The sequence below is a fragment of the Flexivirga alba genome, from assembly GCF_042661025.1.
Taxonomy (GTDB): domain Bacteria; phylum Actinomycetota; class Actinomycetes; order Actinomycetales; family Dermatophilaceae; genus Flexivirga; species Flexivirga alba.
In genome coordinates this window covers 547,906-571,037 of the sequence record NZ_JBHSWH010000001.1, presented here as the reverse complement: position 1 = coordinate 571,037, position 23,132 = coordinate 547,906, and the positions used below count along the sequence as shown (strand labels likewise).

The following is a 23,132-nucleotide window of genomic DNA, read 5'->3' as shown; positions in this document are numbered from 1 at the left end:
TCAGAGGAGCGCTTCGACAGCAGCGACCGTGTGCGCGAACTGTGGTGTCGCGGGGTCGATGAGCTCGTAGTGACCGCAACCGGCCAGCACCTGCAGCGGTATGGCGGCGTCTGCGGCGGCTTGGTAGCTCTCCGACACCTCGACCGGCACGCGGTCGTCGGCCGCTCCGTGGATCAAGCGGACCTGCGCCGGTGGGCGTCCGAGCATCGCGGGGTCGGCGGCGCGCCATACAGCTTCGGGGGCGGAGCCCATCAGGGCGTCGGCCGCTCCGTCGCCCAGGTGCAGGTCGCGCGTCAGGTGCAGGTCGACGCAACCGGCGAGCGAGACGACACCGGTGACCGCGATCTCCGGCTGGTATGCCGCCCACGTCGCGAGGTGACCGCCCGCGGAGTGCCCGAGCAGCACGATGTCGTCGGGCAGTTCCGGATCGGCAGCCACGGCACTGATAGCCGCCAGCACGTCAGCGGCCATTGCCGGCCAGTCGCCCGGGACGCGCCGATATTCGATGGTGGCCACGTGAAAACTGTGTGTTGCCAGTGCTTTTGACTGCTGACCAGCGTGCGTGCGGTCGTATGCCGGCCGCCAGAACCCACCGTGTATGACGACAACCGTCGCCCGCCTCGCCGCTCCGACCGGTCGGCGGACGTCGTACACCTGGTCCGGTGATGCGCCATACGCGATGGTCCGGTCGGGCGGCGGGGAGGGAGCGGTCAGCACGGACATACCGCGGACATTAGGTCACGGGAGGAGGAGAACGCGACCGCGCGACCCGGGACGCGCCGTGTCGGCATACGCCGCCGCATGGTCCTCGAACGGATAGGTGGCGGCCACCCGCGGGCGCAGTTCGCCGGTGGCGCTCCGAGCCAGCAGGTCGGTGAGCGCTGCGCCGTCGGCGTGCACCCCGACGGCGAGGGCGCGGATGCCACGGCCCCGCTCGGAGGTGTCGCCGACGAGACTGAGGTAGTCCCCGCCGTCCCGCAACGCGGCGATGTCGCCGAGCGACGCGGCGTCGAGGATGGCGTCATACGGCTCCGGCCCGGCACTGGTCACCAGCTGCGCACCGGTGGACTCGACGAACGCACGGTCGCTCTCCCGGGCGAGGCCGTCGACCTGCCAGCCATCCGCGGCGGCGAGAGCGATTGCGTAGCCGCCGACCCCGCCTGCTGCCCCGGTCACGAGCAGCCGTCGGCCCTCGGACCGACCGAGCAACCGCAGGGCCTGCTGCGCGGTCAGCGCGTTGAGCGGCACCGTGGCGGCTTCCTCGGTCTTCAGGTCTGCCGGCACGTGTGCGACGGACGCGGCGGGCACGACGACCCGGTCGGCGTGGCTGCGTGCGGCCGCGGCCATGTTGTCGTGCATGGCAGCCACTCGGTCGCCGATTTCGAAGTCGGTCACGCCGTCCCCCGTAGCGGCGATGAGTCCCGCGACGTCCCAGCCGATGCCGACCGATTCGGGGAGCTGGAAGACATTGCGGGCCGCCCCGGACGCGACCATCAGGTCTGCCGGATTGACTGCGGCCGCCTCGACCGTGATGACCACCTCGCCGGCGGATGGGGCGGCATCCGGTGCATCGACAATGCGAGGTTGCGAACCTGATTGGGAAACAAGGGTTTTCATGACTTCCACCTTCGTGTATGACGACTTCGTTGTTGCAGCGATTCAAACCCGCCGTACACTCTGTTGGGAAGTAGGCACCCAAAAGTTGTGTACATACCTGGAGGTAAGCCATGGCCACTCGCACGGTGGAGCAGAAGAAGCGCGAGGCGAAGGTCGCATACGACGCCTACCTGGCAGAGTGCCCGAGTCGCCAGTTGCTGGATCGCATCTCCGACAAGTGGGTGACGCTCGTCATGTGCGCCCTCCAGGATGGTCCGCTGCGCTATTCGGGACTCGCCGCGAAGCTGGCGGGCGTGAGTCAGAAGATGCTGACGCAGACGCTGCGTTCACTGGAGCGCGACGGGCTGGTCGAGCGCACGGTGACGCCGTCGGTGCCGGTCCGAGTGGACTACGAACTGACGCCGCTCGGCGGCTCCCTGTTGATCCCGATCAGCCACGTCAAGGAGTGGGCGGAGCACAACATGACGAGCGTGCAGCGCGCCCGCGAGTTGTATGACGCCGTGGGCTGACGCTCCTCCTGGCGGCTGACGGGCGGGACCCTACTGGCCAGTTGGCGCACCGGTGACTCTTCGAAACCGAATCATTGCTACCGTCCGAAGCGCGGTAACGAACTCACCCCGGATAAAGGAATGGGCAATGGCGCTCGAACCCCTTCGGCCCGCCAAGGGTCAAGGCACTCCTCACGTCGTCATCATCGGAGCCGGCATGGTCGGCCTGTCGACGGCGTGGCACCTGCAGGAACGCGGCGTCGAGGTGACGGTCGTGGAGCGGTCCGGCGTGGCTGCGGGCAGTTCATGGGGCAACGCCGGCTGGGTGTCACCCGGCCTGTGCGTGCCACTGTCCGACCCGTCGATCATCAAGTACGGGCTGAAGGCGCTGCTCGACCCCGACTCGCCGCTCTACATCCCGATGAAGCCGGACCCCAAGCTGGCGGCCTTCCTGCTCGGCTTCGCGCGACGCTGCACGCCCGGCCAGTGGAAGCGGACCATGGACAAGTACGTCCCGGTCAACCGCCGCGCGATCGAGGCCTACCAGTTCCTCGAGGACCACGGCGTGCAGGCGAAGTCGCACGATGCGCCGATCATGGCCGCATTCCGCCGCGCCGAGGACGCCGCCGGCCTGGAGCACGAGGTCAAGCTGATCCGCGAGGCCGGTCTGGAGCTCGAGGCGACCGAGGTCGACAACGCCACCTTGCGGGCCGAGCTGCCGATCGTCAGCGCCGACGTCGAGAAGGCCATCCGGCTCGGTGGCCAGCGCTACATCAACCCCGGTGAGTATGTCGACGCGCTCGCCCACGCCGTCGCCGATCGCGGCGGCAAGATCGTCATCGGCTCCAACGCCCGGGCGCTGCGCCACGGACCCGGCGGTGTCACCGTCGAGATGGTCAGCGGTGAACCGATCTCCGGCGACGCCGTCGTCATCGCGACCGGTGCGTGGTTGCCGGAGCTGGCCAAGGCCTGCGGTGTGCGCACTGCGCTGCGCGCCGGGCGTGGTTACAGCTTCTCGGTGTCGGTCACCGACCCCGATGCCCGGCCGGTGGCGTGCCCCGTCTACTTCCCCTTCGAGCGGGTCGCGTGCACGCCGCTCGGTGATCGGCTGCGCGTCGGCGGCACGATGGAGTTCGCCGGCACCGAGGAGCCGCTGCACGACGAGCGGGTCCAGGCGATCGTCAAGAACGCGAAACCGCTTCTCTCCGGTGTCGATTGGGACGACCGGCAGGACACCTGGGTCGGTGGCCGCCCGGTCACCGTTGACGGCCTCCCGTTGGTCGGCCCGACCAACGTGCCGCGGGTGTTCTCCAACGGCGGTCACGGCATGTGGGGCATCACCCTCGGCCCGTTGTCCGGTCAGCTGCTGGCCGAGCAGATGGTCACCGGCGTCACCCCGCCCGAGCTGCTGCCCTTCAGCCCGACGCGATGAGCAGCCGGGTCGTCATACCCCGCCCTCTCCACGACCGAGAGGAGTACCTACTGACTGAGGGGAGTACCAAAAATGGGTGTTTCCGTACTCCTATCGGTCGGGCGGTACTCCTCTCGGTCGATGGAAATCGTCCGGGAATAGGGTGACGGCATGACTACCTGGGAATACGCAACGGTGCCGCTGATCGTCCATGCCACCAAGCAGATCCTCGACCAGTGGGGCGAGGACGGCTGGGAGCTCGTGCAAGTGGTGCCCGGCCCCGACGGCAACAGCATCGTTGCCTATTTGAAGCGTCCGAAGGAGCAGTGACAGATGTCCGCAGTTGAAGACCGCCTGGCCGAGTTGGGTCTGCAGGTGCCCGAGGTGGCCGCGCCCGTCGCGGCATACGTTCCGGTGGTCCAGGAGGGCGACTTGGTCTACACCTCCGGCCAGCTGCCCGTCGTCGACGGCAAGCTCGGTGCGACCGGAAAGGTCGGCGCCGAGGTCACTGCGGAGGATGCCGCAAAGCTGGCGCAGACCTGTGCACTCAACGCGATCGCCGCGGTGAAGTCGCAGATCGGCGACCTCGACAAGGTCAGCCGGGTCGTCAAGGTCGTCGGATTCGTCGCGAGCGACCCGAGCTTCACCGGCCAGCCCGCCGTCATCAACGGCGCGAGCGAGTTGCTGGCCAAGGCATTCGGCGAGGCCGGCGCACACGCCCGCTCCGCCGTCGGCGTCGCTGTGCTGCCCCTGGACGCACCCGTCGAGGTCGAGATCACCGTCTCGATCCGATAGCCCGATGGCCATGGCGTCGACGCACGACCTCGAGGTGCCGCCGACGCTGCGCGAGCACGCGCTGGGCTGGCTCGCGACACCCGCGTCGGAGCGAGAGATCGCCCCGGCGCGGTTGGCGTCCACCGTGCTGTTGCTGCGCGAGTCCGACTCCGGCACAGAGGTTTTCATGCAACGGAGAGCCTCGTCGATGAAGTTCGCGCCGTCGATGTGGGTCTTCCCCGGCGGTGGCGTGGACCCGCGCGACGAGGCGCCCGGCGTTCCGTGGGCCGGGCCGTCACCGGCCGACTGGGGACGCCTTCTCGCCATACCTGAGGCGACTGCCCAGGCGGTCGTGATCGCCGCTGTCCGTGAGGTTTTCGAGGAGTGCGGCGTGCTGCTCGCCGGGCGCTCCGCGGACGACGAGGTGCTCGACGTCACCGCTGACGAGTGGCAGGCCGACCGTGCTGCGGTGCTCGACCGGTCTCTGCCCTTCGGAGAGCTGCTGGAGCGACGCGGGTTGCTGCTGCGCTCGGATCTGCTTGCGCTGCAGGACCATTGGATCACCCCGGAGATGGAGCCGCGGCGCTACGACACGTGGTTCTTCTCCGCGCGACTGCCCGACCGACAGGTTGCCGACGACCGCACGAGCGAGGCCGCCGAGGCTGTATGGCGCCTCCCGACGGATGTTCTCGACGAAGCACGGGCAGGCACGGCGCGGGTGCTCCCGCCGACGCTGGTGCAACTGCGCCGCGTCGCCAGCTGGCCGGACCTGAACCCCGCGACGACAAGTCGCGAAGGACTGCACGCGGTCATGCCCGTGCCGGTCGAGGACGGCGAGCGGCTGCTGCTGCGCGCCCACCTCAACGACTGAACCACACCCGCGGTCGGGGTTCAGCCGGTGGCGAGTGCGCGAACCCGGCTCAGGTCGCCGTTGAAGAGGTTCTTGTCGATCGGCGAGGAGGTGTACTGCCACATCGTGTAATAAGGCCAGCCGCCGGGCAGCGTGCCCGGTGAGGACGAATAGCGCGCGATCCACAGCGGATTGGTCTGGTTGAACGCGGTGCTGTTGCCGGTGCAAGTGGTCCACCAACCGGTGGTCGTGTAGATGACGGCGTCGCGGCTCGTCCTCGCCTTGTACTCCGCGAGGAAAGTTCTGATCCAGGTGACCATCGCCGACTTCGACAAGCCGTAGCAGGTTGCGCCATACGGGTTGTATTCGATGTCGAGCATGCCGGGCAGGGTCTTGCCGTCCCTGGACCAGCCGCCGCCGTGGTTGACGAAGTAGTCGGCCTGGGCCGACGCGGACCGGCCGGCCGGGTTCGCGAAATGGTAGGCGCCGCGGATGATCCCGGCGTTGTAGCTGCCGTTGTACTGCTGGGCGAAGTAGCTGTTGGTGTAGTAGTCGCCTTCGGTCGCCTTGGTGTAGGCCCAGCGGACGCCGGAGCTGTATTGCGAGCTCCAATTGACGTTGCCCTGGTATGCCGCGACGTCGATCCCGAGGGTCTTGGTCGCGGCCAGCGCCGGAGAAGGCGCCATGTCTGTGCTCACGTGGTCGGCGCTGTTGCGCTGCTCCCAGCCGGCATACGCGTCACCCATCTTGTGGATGCCTGCCTTCTGGGCGGCCTGGGTGGGCTTCTGGGGGAGTTCGTCGCTGCCTGCGCGGGGATCGCGGTAGCGGCGAGCGCGATCGCGGCAACCGCTGCGGTCGCGACGGGTAGAGATTTCTTCATGGTCGGGGTCCTTTGCACGAAGTTGTCCATCGGTGGCGAAACTGTGGCCAGGGGAAACCTCAGCTTCATCACCTTTCACGGTATTCACACCCGCGCAAACTCCGTGCCAGTTTTCGGTAAACCTTTGACAACCCTGCGAGTCGGTCCGACACCTGTTCGGCAATCCGGTGAAAGGCCGCTAGCGTTGCCTGTCGTGACGACTGATTCGGTATGGCGCGGCGGCTCGATCGGAGACCACACGCACGCGGTGCTGGCGCCCAACCCGGGCCCGATGACGCTCGACGGGACGAACACTTGGGTGCTGCACACCCCAGGTGACGACACCGCGGTCGTGGTGGATCCAGGACCGCTGGACGAAGGCCATCTGCAGGCCGTGCTGGCGTATGTCGAGCAACTCGGCGCACGCGTCGGACTCACCCTGATCACGCACTGGCACCACGATCACACCGAGTCGCTAGGCCGTTGGGCGGAGCTGGTCGACGTACCGGTCCGCGGTGGTGGCCACGGCGACGCGTTCGCCGACGACGAGCGAATCGTGTTGGGGTTGCTACAGATTCGGGTGATCGCGACTCCTGGCCACACCGCCGACTCGGTGTCGTTCCACCTGCCCGACGCCGATGTGCTCGTCACCGGCGACACCGTGCTGGGTCGTGGCACCACGGTCGTGGCGCATCCCGACGGAGCGCTCGGCCCCTACCTGGCCTCGCTGGACAAGCTGCACGCCATAGCGGCGCAACGTCCGACGGCGCTGGCGCCGGCGCATGGGCCGACACATGCCGATGCGGGAGCGGTCATTGCGTCATACAAGAAGCATCGGCTCGAGCGACTCGATCAGGTGCGTGCCGCGCTCGCGGCCGGTGACGCGGACGCCACCGACGTCGCGCAGGCGATCGTCGAGCGGGTGTATGCCGCAGTGCCGCGCGAAGTGTGGCCCGCAGCGAAGCTGAGCGTGCAGGCGCAATTGGAGTATTTGCGCGGCTGACGCGGCCCGCACTACGGAGCGAGAGCCGCCAGCACCACGCTGATGTTGTCGTGACCGCCGGAGTCGTTGGCGAAATCCACCAGCCCGGCGGCGATCTCGGCGGGAGATTCGCCGTGCGACGAGCGAACCCGCTGCACGAGATCCCAGAGGTCGGCGGGTGCCGAGCAGTAGTTCCAGAGGCCGTCGGTGCACACGAGCACCCAGCCGGCCTCCTCGGCCATCAGGTGCGCGAGTCGTGGCGTGAGATCGGGCGGCGCGGTGCGGCCCAGCCAGCGGGTGATCGCATGGGCGTTGGGCGCGTTCTCGGCGTTGTCCCGCGGCACACCGTGTCGGATCAGCTCGTTGGCCATCGAGTCGTCCTGGCCCAACTGCACGGCGCGCTCCGGGCCTGCCGCGGGAATCCAGTAGACGCGACTGTCGCCGACATTGCCGCCGACGACCAGGTTGTCCTCGACGACCGCGGCCGCGAAAGTGCACGACGGGGGAGTCGGGTCGTCGTCGTCCGTGCCGGTCGCGGCGGCGGCGGCACTGCCGGCTTCGGCGGCTTCGGCGAAGGCCTGCGCGGCGGTGTCCAACCAAGTTTCGTCGGGCACATCGGCGCGCGGCATCGGCTGGGTGAGACGCTCCATCGAAGCGATCGCGGCGGCTTGCGAGGCCAGGTGGGAATCGGTCGAGGTGGACACGCCATCGCAGGCCACCAGCACGGCGCGGGCGCCTGCCTCGCTGGAGGTAGCTAGCGCGATCGAGTCCTCGTTGCGGTGGTGTCGGCGGCCGATGTCGGAGATGCCGGCAACCCACGAATGCGGTGACAGCACAACGTGATTGCGTGGGTCTTCCGCCCCATCCGATGCCTCGCTCGTGTCCACTCCCGCGCCTCTCCTCCGTCGGACAACTACTGAAGTTTATTCTGGACAGGCACAGAAAGCTTGAGATGCGTTGGCGTTGCAGGGAGCTTGCGACTCGCAACGCCGACGCAGAATGAGCCACAGTGCGTACCGTCAGGCAGACGCCACGAGCAGGTGCGTGGTTCCCGCCCGCGGAGGCACTATGCCGGGTCGCCGCAGGACACGCGGGGCTTTAGCGAGCCCGGCGCTGCAAACGCTCGGCGTCCATCAACGTGACGGCGCGCGCCTCAAGCTTGATCCAGCCGCGCGAGGAGAAGTCGGCCAACGCCTTGTTGACCGTCTCGCGGGAGGCTCCGACCAACTGGGCGAGCTCTTCCTGCGTCAGGTCGTGGGCGACGAGGGTTCCTTCGCTCGAGGGCTGGCCGAACCGTCGGGAGAGGTCCAGCAGCGCCTTGGCGACGCGGCCCGGCACATCGGTGAAGACCAGGTCGCCGAGGGCCTCGTTGGTGCGGCGCAGCCGGGCGGCCAGGGCGGACAGCATCGTCATCGCGATCTCGGGGCGCGTGCCGAGGTAAGCGGTCATGTCCGGGTGCGAGAGGCCGACCAGCTCGGTGTCGGCGATGGCGCTCGCGGTCGCGGTGCGCGGGCCGGGGTCGAAGAGGCTCAGCTCGCCGAGCATCTCGCCCTCGCCCAGGATGGCCAGGAGGTTCTCCCGGCCATCTGCCGAGCGGCGGCCCAACTTCACCTTGCCGCCGGTGATGACGTAGAGCGAGTCACCTTGCTCGCCCTCGTGGAACAGCTCTTGTCCACGGGCGATCTTGGTGCGGGTCATCGTCGACAACAACGCTTCTGCGGCGTCGTCGTCCAGAGCGGCGAACAATGGCGCTTTGCGCACGGCCTCGGTATCCACGTGTGCAGTCTGCCACGAGCCGCCCACAGAAGTTGCGCAGCTCACATCTCCTCGCGCCCCGCGAGTCGTTGTCCGACGCCGGGAATAGGGTCGTATGTCGTGAAGCCCATCGACGTCTCGGCCGAGTCCGACCTGTCCCGTACCCGTCGGGCACGCAAGATGTTCCGCGCCTTGCAGGAGCAGTTTCCCTACGCGCACTGCGAGCTCGACTTCACCACGCCGCTGGAGTTGCTGGTCGCCACGATCCTGTCCGCGCAGACCACCGATGTCGGCGTCAACAAGGTGACGCCGACCCTCTTCGCCCGTTATCCGGACGCCGCTGCGTATGCCGGTGCCGATCGCGAGGAGTTGGAGGAGTTGCTACGCCCGACCGGGTTCTACCGCGCGAAGGCGAAGTCGGTGATGACGCTGGGCCAGGCGCTGGTGGAGCGGTTCGACGGCCAGGTGCCGCCCCGGCTGGAGGACCTCGTCACGCTTCCGGGTGTGGGCCGCAAGACCGCGTTCGTCGTGCTGGGCGATGCCTTCGGGCTGCCCGGGCTGACGGTCGACACCCACTTCGGCCGGGTGGTGCGCCGCGCCGGCTGGACCGACCTGGAGGACCCGGTCAAGGTCGAGCACGCCATCGGGGAGATGTTCCCGCGCAAGGAGTGGACCCAGCTCAGCCACGTGCTGATCTTCGAGGGGCGCCGCATCTGCCACGCCAAGCGTCCGGCCTGCGGGGTGTGTCCGATCGCGCGATGGTGCCCGTCATACGGCGCGGGGGAGACCGACCCCGACAAAGCCCGCAAGCTGCTGAAGTTCGAGCTGGCACCGGGCGTGACCCGGCCCGAGGGCGTGCCCGAGCCGGCTGCGGTGCTGTGACGGAGTTGGTCTCCGCACCTGAGCCGGACTGGCTGCGCGACCTGGAGGAGCGCGCGCACGAGGCGCCGATGATCGCGGGGCTACCCGAGGCGGCCGGCACGGCCTCGGCCGTGCTGATGCTCTTCGGCCAGGACGAGTTCGGCGGTCAGGACGTCGTGCTCACCGAGCGGTCGGCGACCCTGCGCAAGCACGCCGGTCAGGTGTCATTTCCCGGCGGTGGCGTCGACCCGGGCGACCGGTCGATGGCTGACACCGCACTGCGCGAGGCTCACGAAGAGATCGGTCTGGACCGCGATGGCGTGCGGGTGGTCGGAGTGCTGCCGTCGCTGCCGTTGAGCGTGACGGGCTTCCGGGTCACCCCGATCGCCGCTTGGTGGGAGCGGCCGTCGGCCATCGGCGTAGTTGACACCGCGGAAGTCGCGCGCGTGGAGCGGGTGCCGCTCGCGCAGTTGGTCGACCCGGCCAACAGGTTCAGCGCGGTGGTGCCTGGGCGCGAGTTCGTGGCACCAGCGTTCGAGGTCAAGGGTCTCTACGTGTGGGGTTTCACCGCGATCCTGCTCGATGCGACGCTGCGCCTCGCCGGGCTGGAGCAGCCCTGGGACCGGTCCGACGAACGGCGAGTGCCCAGTCGCTATCTGCAGGGTGGCTGACCGGGGCGCCATACCCGCGCGACCACCGATTGAGCGGCATACGAACGCATTGAGCGGCCTACCGATCCGGGTGGAATTGGTAGGCCGCTCAATGCAGCGGTATGCCGCTCAATCTCGAAACGAAGCTGCTGTCAGACCTTAGGCGGTTTGACCGCGGCGACGGTGCGTTGCGCGTTGTCGATGGCGCGTGCCGGCTTGCCCTTGATCTTCTTCAGGGCGCTGATGCCCAGCAGTGCCAGGATCAGGGTGATCACCAGCAGAACGCCCGCAGTGATCAGCATGCCCGCCCAGATCGGCAATCCGATGGCGTGCAGCCCCCAGGCGAGTCCCAGCAGCAGGAACCCGAGCATGTAGAGCGCAAAGAGCCCCGCGCCGGCCAGCAGGCCCGCACCCTTGCCGCCCTTGGAGACGTCCGCCTTGACCTCGACCTTCGCCAGTGCGATCTCGTCCTTGACGATCGACTTCAGGTCGGTCGAGGCGTCCGCGACCAACTGGCCGAGACTGCGCTCCGCGCCCTTGGTGGTCTGGGCCATCGATTACTCCTCGTAGTGGTTGTCGGCTCGCTCTATCTAATGTTTTCAGAATAAGCGCATCGAACTCATCGGTACCTTAGTCACTTCACGGGTGTCGGCACCAAGCCCGGGCATCCGGCAGGGGTCAGTCGGCCGCCTGCGGCCCGCCATCGGCGTAGCAGTCGGGGACCCCGTCGCCGTCCGCGTCGCGAGACTCCAGCTCGTGGATGCGTCCGTATGTCGCATTGCGCGACCGCAGCACCACGCTCGCCAGCACCGCCGCGATCAGCGAGCCGGCCAGGATCCCGAGCTTGACGTGCTCGTCTTCGATCGAGCCGTCGCCGAACGCCAGCTCACCGATCAGCAGCGACACGGTGAAGCCGACGCCGGCCAGCAGACTCAGTCCGAAGACGTCGGACCAGGCGAGCTCGTCGTCCAGTTCGGCGCGGGTCAGTCGCACGGTCAGGGCGGTGCCGCCGAAGACGCCGATCGCCTTGCCGAGCACCAGGCCGATGACCACACCGACGGTGACGGGATCGCTCAGCGCGTCGCCCAGTCCGCCGCCGACGACGGTCACGCCGGCGGAGCAGAAGGCGAACGCCGGCACACAGATCGCAGCGGAGAAGGGCCGCACGCGCCGGTCGATGCGCTCGCCGAGTGCGGTCTGCTCGCCCGGCCGGTTCGTGACCGGGATCAACAGGCCGAGGGCGACACCTGCGACGGTGGCATGCACGCCGGAGTTAAGCACGGCCAGCCAGGTGATGAGACCGAAAGCTATGAGCAGCAACGAGTTTCGGCCGTGCCGGATGGTCAGAGCGAACGCGACGAGCCCGACAATCGCGACGACGAGCCAGATCAGGCTGATGCTCGAGGTGTAGAAGAAGGCGATGATCGTGATCGCGATCAGGTCGTCCACCACGGCGAGCGTGAGCAGGAACGACCGCAGCGCTGAAGGCAGGTGGGTGCCGATGACCGCGAGCACCGCCAGCGCGAATGCGATGTCGGTCGCGGTCGGGATGGCCCAGCCCTTGAGAGCGCCCCCGCCATACAGCTGCCAGGCGGCATACAGGGCGGCGGGCACGGCGACCCCGCAGCACGCCGCGACGATCGGCACGGCCGCCTTGCCGGGATCGCGCAGTGCGCCATGGGTGAATTCGTGCTTCAACTCCAGCCCGGCGAGGAAGAAGAAGATCGCCAGCAGCCCGTCGGAGGTCCAGTGCGCCAGGCTCAGCTGCAGGTGGAGGATGTCGGGGCCGATGTGGAAGGCGACCAGGTCGTGGTAGCCGCCGCGCCATGGAGAGTTGGCCCAGACGAGTGCGGCCAGTGCAGCGATCAGCAGCAACGCGCCGCCGACGGTTTCCTGGCGCAGCAGCCCGGCGACACGACGGGCCTCGGGCCAGTCGCCGCGGGTGAACACGCGGGTGATGGGCCGGATCGTCATACGGGGCCTTTCGGGTGCGGGGTTTGCGCATTGCGACGCTTGGGGTTGCCTGTTGCGTCGCCGACCAGACTTCCCGGCACACCGCCGTCCAGTCTACCGATCCCACCGTTGACGGTCGAAACCGTCGTTGACGGCGCAGCAGCGGAGTCAATCGCTGTCCCGACCGTCAATCGCGGGTTATGCCGTCAGCGGGCAGTGAGCGGTCACTCGGGGAAACCGATCGCTTGCGCGGCGGTCCGGAAGGTGAACGTGCAGACCTGGTCGCCGGGCTCGAAGCTGCCGACGAATTGCCCGAAGAGATCGAAGCTGATGACGCCGAAGACCTGCGTCCACGCTGCGGTGAAGCGCAGCAGGACCCGTTCCGGCAGCTCGGTCTCGAGCGCGGCGCCCAGATCTTTGGCCTGGCGACGCAATGCGGGCGCGGCGGTCGGCGTGGGCACGTCGTCCGCGAGGTTGCCGGCGCTCCACGCCGCGTCCACCAGCTGTATGGCGGCAACCGGCGCGCGTGCTGCGTCAACGATGGTGTCGGCCGGAGCGCGATAACCGGGGACCGGTGAGCCGTACAGCAGCGCGTATTGGTGCGGGTGCTCCCGGGCCCAGCGATGGATGGCCTCGCAGAGCGCGACGAACCGGCGACCCGGCGCGGCACGTCCGGCGGCCGCGGCTTCGGCGACTTCCGCGAGATCCCGGTAGCCCTCGACGATCAGCGCGGTCAGCAGGTCGTCGCGACTTGCGACGTAGCGGTAGACCGCCGACGACACCATCCCCAGGTCCCGGGCGACGGCACGCAGCGAGAGGGCCGCGGCTCCGTGCTCGGCCAGTTGGGTTCGGCCGGACTCCAGGATCCGCTGCATGGTGTCGATGCGGGCGCGTTCGCGCGGGGTCGGGCTCATGTGGCCATGCTGGCAAGTGTGAGCGGGGAACGCAAGAGAGAGCAGTGCTCTTGTTTTTAAGTTCGAGAAGGGCTAATCTCCTTTCGAGAGCAATGCTCTCGGATTCTCAAAGGAGACGAATGTCATGTCCGTTCAAGAGCTCGACCGCAGCACCCGGATCTTCAATGTGATCGTGAAGCGACTGTCCCGCCTCGGCGTCAGCGCGTTCGGCGCCAAGGAACTCGTCGTCACCGGTCGTAAATCGGGGAAGAGTCACAGCACCCCGGTCAACCCGCTGCGGCTCGAGGGTCAGCTCTACCTCGTCGCGCCCCGCGGGCAGACGCAGTGGGTGAAGAATGTCCGTCACGATCCTCGAATCACGTTGCGCACCGGGCGGTCTGAGGCGTCATACACCGCGCACGAAGTGCATGACGACAGCGCTGTCCCGGTGATGCGGCAGTACATGAAGCGCTGGGCCTGGGAGGTCGGCAAGTTCTTCCCCGAGGGTGTCAGCGCCAAATCGACCGACGCCGAACTCGCCGCGGTCGTCGTGGACCACCCGGTCTTTCGGCTCGAGCGAATTTGATGGACACGGTCGGCGTCAATGACGTCGTGGCCTTCTTCATCGAGATCGGTGCGCTCGTGCTGCTCGGTGTCTGGGCATGGCGGTTCGCTCCGGAGGGGCTGATAGCGCAGTTGTTCGCGGTCGCCCTGGTGGTCGGATCGGCGGTGGTCCTGTGGGGGCTGTTCGCCGCGCCGAAGGCGACATACGACCAGCCCGCCCTCGCGATCGCCGTCAAGGTGCTCGTGCTCGGTGGGAGTCTCCTGGCGGCATACCTGGTCCTGCCGACGTGGGTCGCCACCTCTTGGGCCGCGCTCATGGTCGTAAACACGGTCGCTGTCACCGCGATGCGGTTGACTTGACGTATGCCGCTGACGGATGACGAGATCGATGGTCTCGACCCTGCGGCGCGACAGGCGTTGATCCGCCGGCTGCGTCAAGGCGTGGTCATCGATGCCTCGCTGGCCGCCGTGGAGCACCGGCTACGGCGCAGGCGGGCGGTCGCACTCACGGTGACCGCGGTCGCTGCCGCGTTGCTGGTCCCGTGGACGGCATACCTCGCGGTGAGCTTGCCCGACCGCTACGTCGCGAAGGCCTGGGCGCTGACCTGGTCGGGGTTCGACGTGCTGCTGATCCTGCTGCTCGGGCTGACGGCGTACTTCGCCTGGAAGCGCCGGATGCTGGTGGTGCTCACCTCTTTCGCGGCCGGCGTGCTGCTGCTGGCCGATGTGTGGTTCGACGTCACGACTTCGGACGCGGGCGACCTGCACCTGTCGGTCGCCTCCGCGATCCTCATCGAGATCCCGCTCGCGGTCTTTTTGATGGGTATGGCGGTCGGGATCTCGTGGCGGGTCGCGGGCCTGCTCAATGCGGTCACCGGGCACGGCGGAGCCAGCCGCTGGCGGATGCCGATCAACGCCGAGATCCTGCACAAGGAAGCGGCCGGGGCCGGGCGGCATACCGACGACCCTTGACTTCGGGGAAGGTAAGTGGCAACTTACCGTTCGTGGCAACTTACCAAGATGAGTGGAACCTGCTGGCGGATCCTCGCCGCCGGGCGATCGTCGAGTTGCTCGCGGAGCGACCGCTGGCGGTGGTCGACCTGGCGGCCGGCCTGCCGATCAGCCGACCGGCCGTCTCCCAACACCTGAAAGTGCTCAAGGGCGCGGGTCTGGTCGCCGAGGAGCCGTCGGGGACCCGTCGGGTCTACCGGCTGAATCCCGTTGCGGTGGAAGCGTTGCGCGATCAGCTCGATGCGTTCTGGGCACGCACGCTCACCCGATTCGGTGAGCAGGCAGCGCACGAGAAGGATTCGAAGAAATGACGAACACAAACCCCGAGGTCCGCAGGTCGGTCAGCGTCCCGCTGCCGGTCGCCGAGGCCTTCCGCGTCTTCACCGAGCAGTTCGATCTGATCAAGCCGCGCGAGCACAACCTCATGTCGAGTCCCGTCGCCAGCACGGTCATGGAGGTGCGGCCCGGCGGCCGCATCTTCGACCGGGCGGAGGACGGGTCGGAGTGCGTCTGGGGCGAGGTGCTCGACGTCCAGCCGCCCACCCTGCTGCGATTCGCGTGGCTCATCGGCGCCGACTGGCAGGTGCAGGACAAGGAGAACGCCAGCGAGGTCGAGGTGCGCTTCACCGCCGACGGCCCGGACCGCACCGACGTCAACCTGCATCACCACCACCTGGACCGGCACGGCCCCGCGTGGCCGGGGCAGGTTGCGGCGCTCGACGGCGAGAACGGCTGGCCCCTTTACCTGCAGCGGTATGCCGCCCTGGCCGGCTCCGTGGCCGCACACTGACCCGGTCGCCAGATCGACCTGCCGCTCCGGCGCCTATCCTCGACGGGTCCATGACGACCGGGCCGAGGAGAACGACACCGGATGACCGCAACGTTGACCGGGCTGACCGCACTGCCGGGAGTGGCGTCCGCGCTCGACGCCGCGCGCGAAGCGTGCACGCAATTGCGCTGGCACGGTGCCCTGCGCCGCCGAGTGCCGGAGGTGGCGGCGGAGTCGCGGGTCCGCGGCGCGCGGGCGAGCGCGTTCCTGGAGGGTGCGGAGTTCCCGGTCGACCTGGTTCGTGACGTCATACGAGGTGCGACGCCGCTGGGTCATGACGGTCCCGAGGAGCGAGTGCTGCACGGCGCGATCCAGGCGACCAGCGCGACCGAGCAGTTGGCATCGGTCGTGTTGACCGCGCCCGCTCAGGCGCTGGCCCGACTACACACAGCGGCCGCTGCCGACCTGGCCGACGCCGACCAGCTCGGGCGCCCCCGGCGGTCTGGCGAGTCCGCCTCGGAGCTGCGAGATCTGGGGGAGCCACCGGACGCTGCAACGGCCGGCGCCCGGCTGCGCGGGGTCATCGAACTGATCGCAAACTCGAAGGCCGAACCGGGCATTCTGGTTGCCGCGATCGCACACGCCGAGATTGCGTCTGCTCGGCCTTTCGTGCACGGAAATGCAATGGTGGCAAGGGCATTGGAGCGTTTGCTGCTGCAAGTGCTCGGCGTCGAACCGACCGGAGCTGTGGTGAGCGAAGCCGGCTACTCACGGCAGGGCGCGGTCGCTTACCAAGGCGCACTGGCGGCATACAGCGCTGGCAGCCCCGACGGTGTCGCGCTGTGGTTGCGGCACTACGCCGAGTCCGTCGTGGCGGGTGTTGCCGAGGCCACTTCCATCGCCGACGCGGTGCTCGCCGGACGGCTCACGGCACCTTGAGTCGGGGGTGGATTGTCCGCCCGGCGCGGTGCATATACAAGTCTTGTATGACGGCGCCGATCGGAGTAGACATGAGTGCATCAGCGACGGATGGGAATCCGACGACCACCGCTATCGAAACCGGTACCCACGCGGAGTCAGTCCACGTTATGGACCGCTCGTTCGGGGCCTTGCGCCCTGGCGACAAACCTTGTGAATGCACGCACTGGTAACTGGAGGTAGAAAGCGGTTGATGGCCCCGCCATTCTTCGGAGTGGCGGGGCCATCGTCTTACCCCACGAAGTTTCTCCCCCGCTTCGCTCCTCCGAATACTTCGCGGGGACCCCAAGTCAACCGGGGCATCCACCCAAAAGTCCGGCGTGGTTGAGGTGTGCCAGGAGATTCGCTGCTCCCAGAGCGGCTGAGCGCGAATACTTTTCGGCGGAACCGGAGTCTGTGAAGGGTTCCGCTTTCCTTACTCAAACCCGGCAGTTCTGGGGAAGGTAAGGACTTCTTATGGGAACACCCAGGAGCATTGTGTTGCGCCCGTCGGCCGTTCACACTTGAACTCGAAGCGCTCCCTTCCAGGTCGAAGCGCCGCAGCGCGTTCCTAACCCCCCCGGGGACACGTTGCAACTGAAGACCCCCGCCACCCCCCGGCGGGGGTCTTCATATGTCCCGGTGTCTTCTTAGCCTGGTCTGCCCACCTGCTCGGTTTCTGACTCACGGCACCAAGAACGCCGACCGACCACCGTTCGGTCCCCTCATCCACACCCCGTCTGGCAGTCGGCCGGCATCCACAAGTAGCGACGTGACCATGTCGATTCGGGTTCCGCACATCGCACGATCAGTTGCATGAATGACGTGAGAACAATCGCGGTCCTCGGCGGTGGCACCGGCGCGGGTGCCACGACCCTGCTGGTGGCGTTGGCGGTGCGCGCACACGCCGCAGGGCGGCGGGTGGGATCCGTCGACGCCGATCCGTGCGGCGGTGGGCTCGATGTCGCATTCGGCATCGAGACCGAGCCGGGCGTGCGCTGGGAGGACCTGCTCGGATCTGACGGGCCGCTGGACGGCGAGCGACTCGTGGAGCGGTTGCCGGCAGGCGACAACCGGCCGAGCGTGCTGTCGTTCGGTCGCCAGTGGTGCACCGTTGCCGACGAATTGTTCGAGCGCACGCTCAGCGGCCTGCGCCCGGTGCACGACCTGCTGCTCGTCGACGTGGGGCGACAGCTGGCCACCCCCGAGACCGTTGCCGGGTATGACGAGCTGATTCTCGTCGCTCGCGGCACTGCTGCTGGATTCGCCGCGGCGGGTGCGACCGCACATCGGATCGATCGAGTGCCACAGCTGGTGGTGCGCGGTGCCGGACAGGCTGCCGCCCGGGAGGCCGCCGCCGCGCTCGGCATGCGACTCGCGGCTGTCCTGCCGACCGACCGGCGACTGGCGGTGGACGCCGAGCGGGGCGTGCCGGCCGGGTCGCGTCCTCGGTCGGCGTATGTCGGTGAGTGCGACCGACTACTGCGCGACCTACTGCTGCCCGACGCGGCCGCGGCATGAGCACCCCACGAAGTTCTCCACTTGAGGAACGAGCGGTCGGCGACGCGATGTGGGCCCAGATCCGGGAGGGCAGGTCACCGACCAGCGAAAGTGTCGAGCAACTTGCCGAGCTCGACGCCGCGGTCCTCGGCCAGCGCAGCGTGCAGAACCTCGCGGGGCGACTGCGTGCGGACGTCTTCGGTGCCGGCCCGCTCGAGCCGTTGCTCACCGTGCCCGGTGTGACCGATGTGCTGGTCAACGGCGTGGCCGGGGTGTGGATCGACCGTGGCGCGGGCCTGGAGCGTGCGCCGGTCGAGCTCGGGGACGCGGCGTCCGTGCGCCGGCTCGCGGTGCGTCTAGCCACCCGTGCCGGACGTCGGCTGGACGAGACCTCGCCATACGTCGATGGTCTGCTGCCCGGAGGGGTGCGGTTGCACGCCTTGTTGCCGCCACTGGTCGAGGGCGCCGCGCACATCAGCCTGCGCATCCCGCGCCGGGAGCCACCGGCACTGACCCAGTTGGCAGAGTCCGGCACGTGCTGCCCGGAAGGACTGGCAGTGCTGCGCCGAATCATCGAGGCGCGAGTGGCTTTCGTGATCAGTGGCGGCACCGGCTCCGGCAAGACAACCCTGCTGGCCTCGATGCTCGCGGAGGTGGCCCCCGATGAGCGCATCGTCGTGGTCGAGGACGTGCGTGAGCTGCAGATCGACCACCCGCACGTGATCCGGCTGGAGAGTCGCGCCCCGAATGTCGAGGGCCAGGGGAGATCACCCTGTCGACCCTGGTTCGGCAATCGCTGCGGATGCGTCCCGACCGGCTCGTCGTCGGCGAGGTCCGCGGCGCCGAAGTGCGTGAGTTGCTGAGCGCGCTCAACACCGGGCACGAGGGCGGCTGCGGCACGGTGCACGCCAACACCAGCAGTGACGTGTTGAGCCGGTTTGAGGCTCTCGGCGCGCTCGCCGCCATGACCGGCGGAGCCGTGCGCTCGCAACTGGCATCCGCGGTCAAGATCGTCATCCACGTCCGACGTGAGGCCGGCGCTCGGGTCGTCGCGGAGATCGGCGTCATCCACCGGGTGGGCGACCGCTTGCAGGTGATGCCTGCGATGCGGCGCGAAGGCGGGCGGCTGCGCGCGGTCGAGGGTTGGAGCGCGCTGGTCGGCCTGCTCGACCAGCACGCGACCGGTTCGGCAGCGCCACCGGCCGAGGCTGCGGTGGGTGAGTCGCCGTGACGCTGTTGGCCGCGGTCTGCGCTGCGCTCGCGGTGCTGTGCTGGCCAGCGCGGCGAGGTCCCGCCATACCTCGTGAGCAGGGGCAGCGATCGGTCCGCTGGCGACGACGCGGACGGAAGGCGCACAACGCAGATCTGGACGCGCTGACCACGATGGTCGAGGGCATCGCACCCGCGATCGCGGCCGGAGTGACACCGGCGACCGCGGTGGCGACCTCTGCGTTGCTGACCTCGGCGACAGTGTCCGCCCCGGCACTGCGTGACGACCTGCGATTGCTCGCGCGGCAGTCTGCTGCGGGCGCGGAGCTGGCGCCGCTGTGGGCGGGCCTGCAGGCCCGACACGGTGTCTCCGCCCTCGGTGAGGTCGCCAGGGCCTGGGCGCTCTCGGAGCAACTGGGCTGCGCGATCGGCGACGCCCTGGCCGCGGCGACCGCGATGATGCGCGAGCAGCTCGACCTCGACCGCCGGATCGTCGGAGCGACCGCCGGGCCGCGCGCCACCATGCAACTGCTCACGATGTTGCCGGTGCTCGGCATCGGGATCGCGATGGTGATCGGGGTGCCGCCGTGGCGTCTGTATGCCGGGCCGCTCGGACTCACCGTGCTGGTTCTCGGCGGCGGCTTCGTGCTGGCGGGCAGGCTGCTGACGCGGCGGATGATCCGGCGGGCGAGCGCTCCGACGGTGCTGACATGACGATCCTTCTCGCGGCGCTGATGGTGGCCGTGCTCCCGATGCTCTGGCCGTCGCGTGCGGCTCTGGGGCCGGGTGCGAGCACGGCCGCGGCACCGGCGGAGCCAGTCGCGGGCTCCGCCGCGGAGGACGTGTTGAGCGTTGCCGGCGCGCTCGACCTGATGGCGCTCGCACTGGGTAGCGGTGTGCCGTTGGTGACCGCGGTCGAAGTGGTCGCCGAGCGCAGCGGCCCGGTCGTGGCAGCACACCTGCGGCAGGTCGTGGCGGCACTGCGCTGGGGTGTCGCGGAGGCCAGAGCTTGGGACGGCCTGCCAAGCATCTGGCGTCCTGCCGAGCAGGCGGTTGCCCTCGCCGGAATGGCCGGTGTCCCACCCGCCGGCCTCCTCAAGCGTGCCGCCGCGGACATGCGTCGGGCCGAGCAACGCCGGATCGAGGAGGCCACCGGAAGGTTGTCGGTGCTGGTCGTCATACCGCTCGGGCTGTGCTTCCTGCCGGCGTTCGCGCTACTGACCGTCGTGCCGGTGATCGCCGCGCTCGCCGGAGACCTGATGACCGGGATGAGGTGAGTGACTTCATGACCCGCGTCGCCAATGGCGCGCGGACAGCGCTCTCGCAGAGGGCAATTCATCGAGAGAAGGAGAGATCACATGTCACGAAGGACAATCCGGCTGGGCGCGCGTTTGCAGGCGCGCTGGCTACAGCTGGCGACCACACAGGCAGAGCGTCGCGAGGCGGGAATGACCACCGCGGAGTATGCCGTCGGCACGCTCGCGGCCGTCGCGTTCGCGGTCGTGCTGATGGCGGTGGTGAAGTCGGGTGCGGTGAAGACCGCGCTGACCGGCATCATCCAGTCGGCGCTGAGCGTCGCGTCCTGATGCCGGGGAGGTGGCCGCGACGGGCGCGGGCGAGAGAGGCGCGCCGGGCCCGGCATAGAGACGGCGGCATGGTCACCGCTGAGCTCGCGGCCACCATCCCCACGCTCATCTTCGTGCTGTTGATCGCGGTCAACGCGGTAATGATCGGCATCAATCAAGTGCGATGCGTCGATGCCGCCCGCGTGGCGGCGCGCGCTGCCGCCAGGGGTGACAGCACGTCGGCGGTGCAGGAGGTCGGCGTCCGTGCCGGTCCGTCGGGCAGCACGGTCGCCGTCGCCGGCGGTGGGCGTGCCGAGGTGACGGTGACCGTGACGGCTCCGGTTCCCGGGCCGTTCGGTTGGCTGGTCGGCGGGAAACCACTGCGTTCGGTGATCACGACACCGGTCGAGAGTTCCGAGCCCGTCTCATGAGTCGGTACACGACAGGCGAGCGGGAGCAAGGCTCCGCAACCGTGCTGGGCGTGATGGCGATCGGCGTCGTGATGCTCTGCCTGACCGGCGCGCTGGCGCTGCTCTCGGCAGTTCAGGCCAGTCATCGGGCTCGTGCTGCGGCCGACCTTGCCGCGCTCGCGGGTGCGCAGGTGTTGGTCGGAGCCGACGTCCGCTCGCCCTGCGAGGTGGCCGCGGAAGTGGCAGCGCGCAACGGCGGGTCGTTGGTCGAGTGCTCGATCGTGGGAGACGACCTCACCGTCAGCGTCGCGACGAAGGCGAGCTGGCCAGGGTTCGGTCCGGCGCAGGCGCGCGCCCGGGCGGGTCCGGATCCGGCGCCGTCGAAGGCACCGACGCCGCCCTGACCGCGCTCACTCCCAGATGCCGCCGCGTTTCTCCCGCCACCAGATGGCGTCGTCCCCGTCGGCCGCCTTGCTGTAGAGGTCTGGGTGGTGGGTGATGCCCGCCGCATACACGCCGACAGCGTGGTAGTCCCGCTTGGTCAGGAACGGCTGCAGGTCGTCCTGATCGGTGAGGATTCCGGCGTGCGCCATGGCCATGAGTGTGTTGCTGACCATGCCACGACTGGTGCCGTGCTTGAGCAACAGCCGGAGCCGCTCGTCGTTGTCCGGCGTCGCGAGGCGCGAGACGAGGTAAGTCGCAAGCTGTCGGGTCAGCGGACGCTCGTCCGGTGTGCACAGGTCAGCGGCGGCATCGCAGATCGCTGCCGCGAACGGACTGGAGTAGATCAACGTCGTCGCGTGATGCCGGAAGCCCGTGTGCTCGCTGCTGAGCGCCAGGCGGAGCAACTCGGGCAGCACGCTGCCGTGTGGATGGCTCGGCCAGGTCGTCGCCATCGCCGCGTTCGTATAGGTCACGATTTCGCCGGTCGCGTCCCTGTTGGCGCGGCGCCCGGTCAGGCGCGACAGCGGATGAACATTGTCGATGCGCCGCAGGATCGGTTCGCCGATCGACGTCGGGAGTTCGGCGGCCAGGATGGCGATCGGTTCGTACGATGCCAGCGACCAATGCTTGAGCCGCCGCTCCAGTTCGGTGGCGATCGCCTGCGCCTGCGCCGTGCTGAACGAGCTTCGGTATGCGGGCATCATCAACGTGGGCGCATAGTCGATGAGCCGGTGATCCGGGACGGACGGCAACTCAGCAATCAGCGTGTCGATGACCTCAGGGTTGCGGATGTCACCGACAACGCTCCAAGCATCCGGAGCTCCCGAGACGCCCTTCGCAGCGGTGAGCTCCCGCGTTGCCACCAGCAGGTGCATGGCATATCTGTCGCACTCGGCAATGGTGGACAGGGCTTCGATCCGCGGGTAGTAGGCGCCGTTCACCGCCCGCATGGTTTCGTCCAGCAGCAAGCGGATCCATTGCGCTACCAAGGCATCTGGTAGCAAAGAGTTGTCGCGGTAGGTGATCGCGTCGACGAGCATCAGCCAGTCGCTGGCCGTGAAGTGATCCCCGTCCACATAACGGACGTAGAAGTCATCGACGACCTTGTGTCGCGCTTCTTGCGTCTTCGGCACCGATCGCAACGCGGCGAGCCGGTCCGATCCGGGAGCGTGCGGAGCGAGGCGCGCCGCTGATCGCAGCGGTGCGCTGAGCGTGCCCGGAGGCATGCCCAGCATCCGCTCGTACTTGCCGACCGCGGTGATCGCGATGTCCGATTCACCGTTCTCGGCGCGCGAGACCTCGGTCTCCGAAAGCGGTACGCCGCGGTCGCGCGCAGCGGCGGCGAATGCCTTGCCCGTCATACCCCCGAAGCGTGACGACATCCGGTGTGACCACAACAACCATCCGGTCACAGCGTTCATGTCCGCGAATGTGTTCCAAGGCCCTGAGACGCTCGGTCCCAAACCCACATGTCCCCTGCGTTTTGCAACCTCCCACATGGCCGCATCCTCCACCTTTTGCGCAGTTCTGGTGGCGGAATGGCAAGGATCTTGCAGAATGCGCGGTTGCTGCGTGCTGTTGAGCGTCGGCCTGGCCTTGGGAAATGGCGG

At 68.4% G+C, this 23,132-nt stretch carries 31 protein-coding genes; 22 read left to right on the top strand and 9 right to left on the bottom strand.

The genetic code is table 11. From position 1 onward, the window contains the following. Positions 1-723 (bottom strand): alpha/beta hydrolase family protein, encoded by a 723-nt coding sequence (locus tag ACFQDH_RS02870; RefSeq protein WP_382398289.1) that lies wholly within the window; start codon positions 721-723, stop codon positions 1-3. 15 nt (positions 724-738) lie between these two features. Continuing rightward, positions 739-1,617, bottom strand: coding sequence for an NADP-dependent oxidoreductase (locus ACFQDH_RS02865; RefSeq protein ID WP_382398287.1), 879 nt, complete (start codon positions 1,615-1,617; stop codon positions 739-741). Positions 1,618-1,727: 110 nt separating this feature from the next. Here ACFQDH_RS02865 and ACFQDH_RS02860 point away from each other — a divergent pair, with 110 nt between their 5' ends. From ACFQDH_RS02860 to ACFQDH_RS02840, 5 genes are all read left to right on the top strand, one after another. Continuing rightward, entirely contained in the window at positions 1,728-2,126 is a 399-nt protein-coding gene (locus tag ACFQDH_RS02860) for a winged helix-turn-helix transcriptional regulator (protein WP_382398285.1), read from the top strand. 127 nt (positions 2,127-2,253) lie between these two features. Further along, the gene (locus ACFQDH_RS02855) at positions 2,254-3,537 is read left to right on the top strand and encodes an NAD(P)/FAD-dependent oxidoreductase (protein ID WP_382398283.1); all 1,284 of its coding nucleotides are present in this window, start codon (positions 2,254-2,256) and stop codon (positions 3,535-3,537) included. A gap of 150 nt (positions 3,538-3,687) precedes the next feature. Beyond that, complete coding sequence (locus ACFQDH_RS02850; RefSeq protein ID WP_382398281.1) at positions 3,688-3,846, top strand: DUF4177 domain-containing protein; 159 nt, start codon at positions 3,688-3,690, stop codon at positions 3,844-3,846. A 3-nt stretch (positions 3,847-3,849) separates the two neighbouring features. Then, entirely contained in the window at positions 3,850-4,311 is a 462-nt protein-coding gene (locus tag ACFQDH_RS02845) for a RidA family protein (RefSeq protein WP_382398279.1), read from the top strand. Positions 4,312-4,321: 10 nt separating this feature from the next. Then, complete coding sequence (locus tag ACFQDH_RS02840) at positions 4,322-5,161, top strand: NUDIX hydrolase (RefSeq protein WP_382398277.1); 840 nt, start codon at positions 4,322-4,324, stop codon at positions 5,159-5,161. Positions 5,162-5,181: 20 nt separating this feature from the next. On the opposite strand, the gene ACFQDH_RS02835 is transcribed toward ACFQDH_RS02840, so the two are convergent. Beyond that, positions 5,182-6,099, bottom strand: a complete 918-nt coding sequence (locus ACFQDH_RS02835; protein ID WP_382398275.1) for a lysozyme — start codon at positions 6,097-6,099, stop codon at positions 5,182-5,184. A gap of 114 nt (positions 6,100-6,213) precedes the next feature. Between ACFQDH_RS02835 and ACFQDH_RS02830 the strand changes: the two genes are divergently transcribed. Then, on the top strand, positions 6,214-7,002 hold the full coding sequence (locus ACFQDH_RS02830) for an MBL fold metallo-hydrolase (protein WP_382398273.1): 789 nt from the start codon (positions 6,214-6,216) through the stop codon (positions 7,000-7,002). 11 nt (positions 7,003-7,013) lie between these two features. Here ACFQDH_RS02830 and ACFQDH_RS02825 read toward each other — a convergent pair whose 3' ends face one another. Both ACFQDH_RS02825 and ACFQDH_RS02820 read right to left on the bottom strand, forming a co-directional pair. Continuing rightward, entirely contained in the window at positions 7,014-7,817 is an 804-nt protein-coding gene (locus ACFQDH_RS02825; RefSeq protein WP_382398271.1) for a PP2C family protein-serine/threonine phosphatase, read from the bottom strand. Between the two features lie 262 nt (positions 7,818-8,079). Beyond that, positions 8,080-8,757: a Crp/Fnr family transcriptional regulator gene (locus ACFQDH_RS02820; protein ID WP_382398269.1), complete on the bottom strand. Its 678-nt coding sequence runs from the start codon at positions 8,755-8,757 to the stop codon at positions 8,080-8,082. Between the two features lie 99 nt (positions 8,758-8,856). Here ACFQDH_RS02820 and nth point away from each other — a divergent pair, with 99 nt between their 5' ends. Beyond that, positions 8,857-9,618, top strand: coding sequence for an endonuclease III (gene nth / locus ACFQDH_RS02815; protein ID WP_382398267.1), 762 nt, complete (start codon positions 8,857-8,859; stop codon positions 9,616-9,618). Then, on the top strand, positions 9,615-10,268 hold the full coding sequence (locus ACFQDH_RS02810; protein ID WP_382398265.1) for an NUDIX hydrolase: 654 nt from the start codon (positions 9,615-9,617) through the stop codon (positions 10,266-10,268). Before nth ends, ACFQDH_RS02810 begins: the two co-directional genes overlap by 4 nt. Before the next feature lie 131 nt (positions 10,269-10,399). Here the strand turns inward: ACFQDH_RS02810 and ACFQDH_RS02805 are convergent, their stop codons facing one another. The 3 genes from ACFQDH_RS02805 to ACFQDH_RS02795 form a co-directional block, all read right to left on the bottom strand. Next, positions 10,400-10,801 (bottom strand): phage holin family protein, encoded by a 402-nt coding sequence (locus ACFQDH_RS02805; RefSeq protein ID WP_382398263.1) that lies wholly within the window; start codon positions 10,799-10,801, stop codon positions 10,400-10,402. 124 nt (positions 10,802-10,925) lie between these two features. After that, positions 10,926-12,221: a Na+/H+ antiporter NhaA gene (gene nhaA, locus ACFQDH_RS02800; protein ID WP_382398261.1), complete on the bottom strand. Its 1,296-nt coding sequence runs from the start codon at positions 12,219-12,221 to the stop codon at positions 10,926-10,928. A 203-nt stretch (positions 12,222-12,424) separates the two neighbouring features. Further along, positions 12,425-13,114, bottom strand: coding sequence for a TetR/AcrR family transcriptional regulator (locus tag ACFQDH_RS02795; RefSeq protein WP_382398259.1), 690 nt, complete (start codon positions 13,112-13,114; stop codon positions 12,425-12,427). Between the two features lie 124 nt (positions 13,115-13,238). Between ACFQDH_RS02795 and ACFQDH_RS02790 the strand changes: the two genes are divergently transcribed. The 14 genes from ACFQDH_RS02790 (at position 13,239) to ACFQDH_RS02725 (ending at position 21,482) form a co-directional block, all read left to right on the top strand. Continuing rightward, entirely contained in the window at positions 13,239-13,679 is a 441-nt protein-coding gene (locus tag ACFQDH_RS02790; protein ID WP_382398257.1) for a nitroreductase family deazaflavin-dependent oxidoreductase, read from the top strand. Continuing rightward, positions 13,679-14,017: a YrdB family protein gene (locus tag ACFQDH_RS02785; protein ID WP_382398255.1), complete on the top strand. Its 339-nt coding sequence runs from the start codon at positions 13,679-13,681 to the stop codon at positions 14,015-14,017. The genes ACFQDH_RS02790 and ACFQDH_RS02785 overlap by 1 nt, the downstream gene beginning before the upstream one ends. 3 nt (positions 14,018-14,020) lie before the next feature. Next, complete coding sequence (locus ACFQDH_RS02780) at positions 14,021-14,629, top strand: hypothetical protein (RefSeq protein ID WP_382398253.1); 609 nt, start codon at positions 14,021-14,023, stop codon at positions 14,627-14,629. A 32-nt stretch (positions 14,630-14,661) separates the two neighbouring features. After that, positions 14,662-14,979: an ArsR/SmtB family transcription factor gene (locus tag ACFQDH_RS02775; RefSeq protein WP_382398251.1), complete on the top strand. Its 318-nt coding sequence runs from the start codon at positions 14,662-14,664 to the stop codon at positions 14,977-14,979. Next, a complete protein-coding gene (locus ACFQDH_RS02770; RefSeq protein ID WP_382398249.1) occupies positions 14,976-15,458 on the top strand; it encodes an SRPBCC family protein in 483 nt (160 codons plus the stop codon). The genes ACFQDH_RS02775 and ACFQDH_RS02770 overlap by 4 nt, the downstream gene beginning before the upstream one ends. Positions 15,459-15,539: 81 nt before the next feature. Next, positions 15,540-16,376, top strand: coding sequence for a Fic family protein (locus ACFQDH_RS02765; RefSeq protein WP_382398247.1), 837 nt, complete (start codon positions 15,540-15,542; stop codon positions 16,374-16,376). A gap of 834 nt (positions 16,377-17,210) precedes the next feature. Beyond that, the gene (locus tag ACFQDH_RS02760; RefSeq protein WP_382398245.1) at positions 17,211-17,915 is read left to right on the top strand and encodes a CpaE-like family protein; all 705 of its coding nucleotides are present in this window, start codon (positions 17,211-17,213) and stop codon (positions 17,913-17,915) included. Next, entirely contained in the window at positions 17,912-18,757 is an 846-nt protein-coding gene (locus ACFQDH_RS02755; protein WP_382398243.1) for a CpaF family protein, read from the top strand. The genes ACFQDH_RS02760 and ACFQDH_RS02755 overlap by 4 nt, the downstream gene beginning before the upstream one ends. Then, positions 18,697-19,125, top strand: a complete 429-nt coding sequence (locus tag ACFQDH_RS02750; protein ID WP_382398241.1) for an ATPase, T2SS/T4P/T4SS family — start codon at positions 18,697-18,699, stop codon at positions 19,123-19,125. The genes ACFQDH_RS02755 and ACFQDH_RS02750 overlap by 61 nt, the downstream gene beginning before the upstream one ends. Then, positions 19,122-19,817 carry a type II secretion system F family protein gene (locus ACFQDH_RS02745; RefSeq protein ID WP_382398239.1) on the top strand — a complete coding sequence of 232 codons (696 nt, stop codon included), beginning with the start codon at positions 19,122-19,124 and terminating at the stop codon, positions 19,815-19,817. The genes ACFQDH_RS02750 and ACFQDH_RS02745 overlap by 4 nt, the downstream gene beginning before the upstream one ends. Further along, on the top strand, positions 19,814-20,380 hold the full coding sequence (locus tag ACFQDH_RS02740) for a type II secretion system F family protein (protein ID WP_382398237.1): 567 nt from the start codon (positions 19,814-19,816) through the stop codon (positions 20,378-20,380). Before ACFQDH_RS02745 ends, ACFQDH_RS02740 begins: the two co-directional genes overlap by 4 nt. Before the next feature lie 81 nt (positions 20,381-20,461). After that, on the top strand, positions 20,462-20,689 hold the full coding sequence (locus ACFQDH_RS02735; protein ID WP_382398235.1) for a DUF4244 domain-containing protein: 228 nt from the start codon (positions 20,462-20,464) through the stop codon (positions 20,687-20,689). Positions 20,690-20,757: 68 nt separating this feature from the next. Then, positions 20,758-21,099, top strand: a complete 342-nt coding sequence (locus ACFQDH_RS02730) for a TadE family type IV pilus minor pilin (RefSeq protein ID WP_382398233.1) — start codon at positions 20,758-20,760, stop codon at positions 21,097-21,099. Continuing rightward, complete coding sequence (locus ACFQDH_RS02725; protein ID WP_382398231.1) at positions 21,096-21,482, top strand: Rv3654c family TadE-like protein; 387 nt, start codon at positions 21,096-21,098, stop codon at positions 21,480-21,482. The genes ACFQDH_RS02730 and ACFQDH_RS02725 overlap by 4 nt, the downstream gene beginning before the upstream one ends. Before the next feature lie 6 nt (positions 21,483-21,488). On the opposite strand, the gene ACFQDH_RS02720 is transcribed toward ACFQDH_RS02725, so the two are convergent. Further along, positions 21,489-22,943, bottom strand: a complete 1,455-nt coding sequence (locus ACFQDH_RS02720) for a hypothetical protein (RefSeq protein ID WP_382398229.1) — start codon at positions 22,941-22,943, stop codon at positions 21,489-21,491. Between the last annotated feature and the right edge of the window lie 189 nt (positions 22,944-23,132).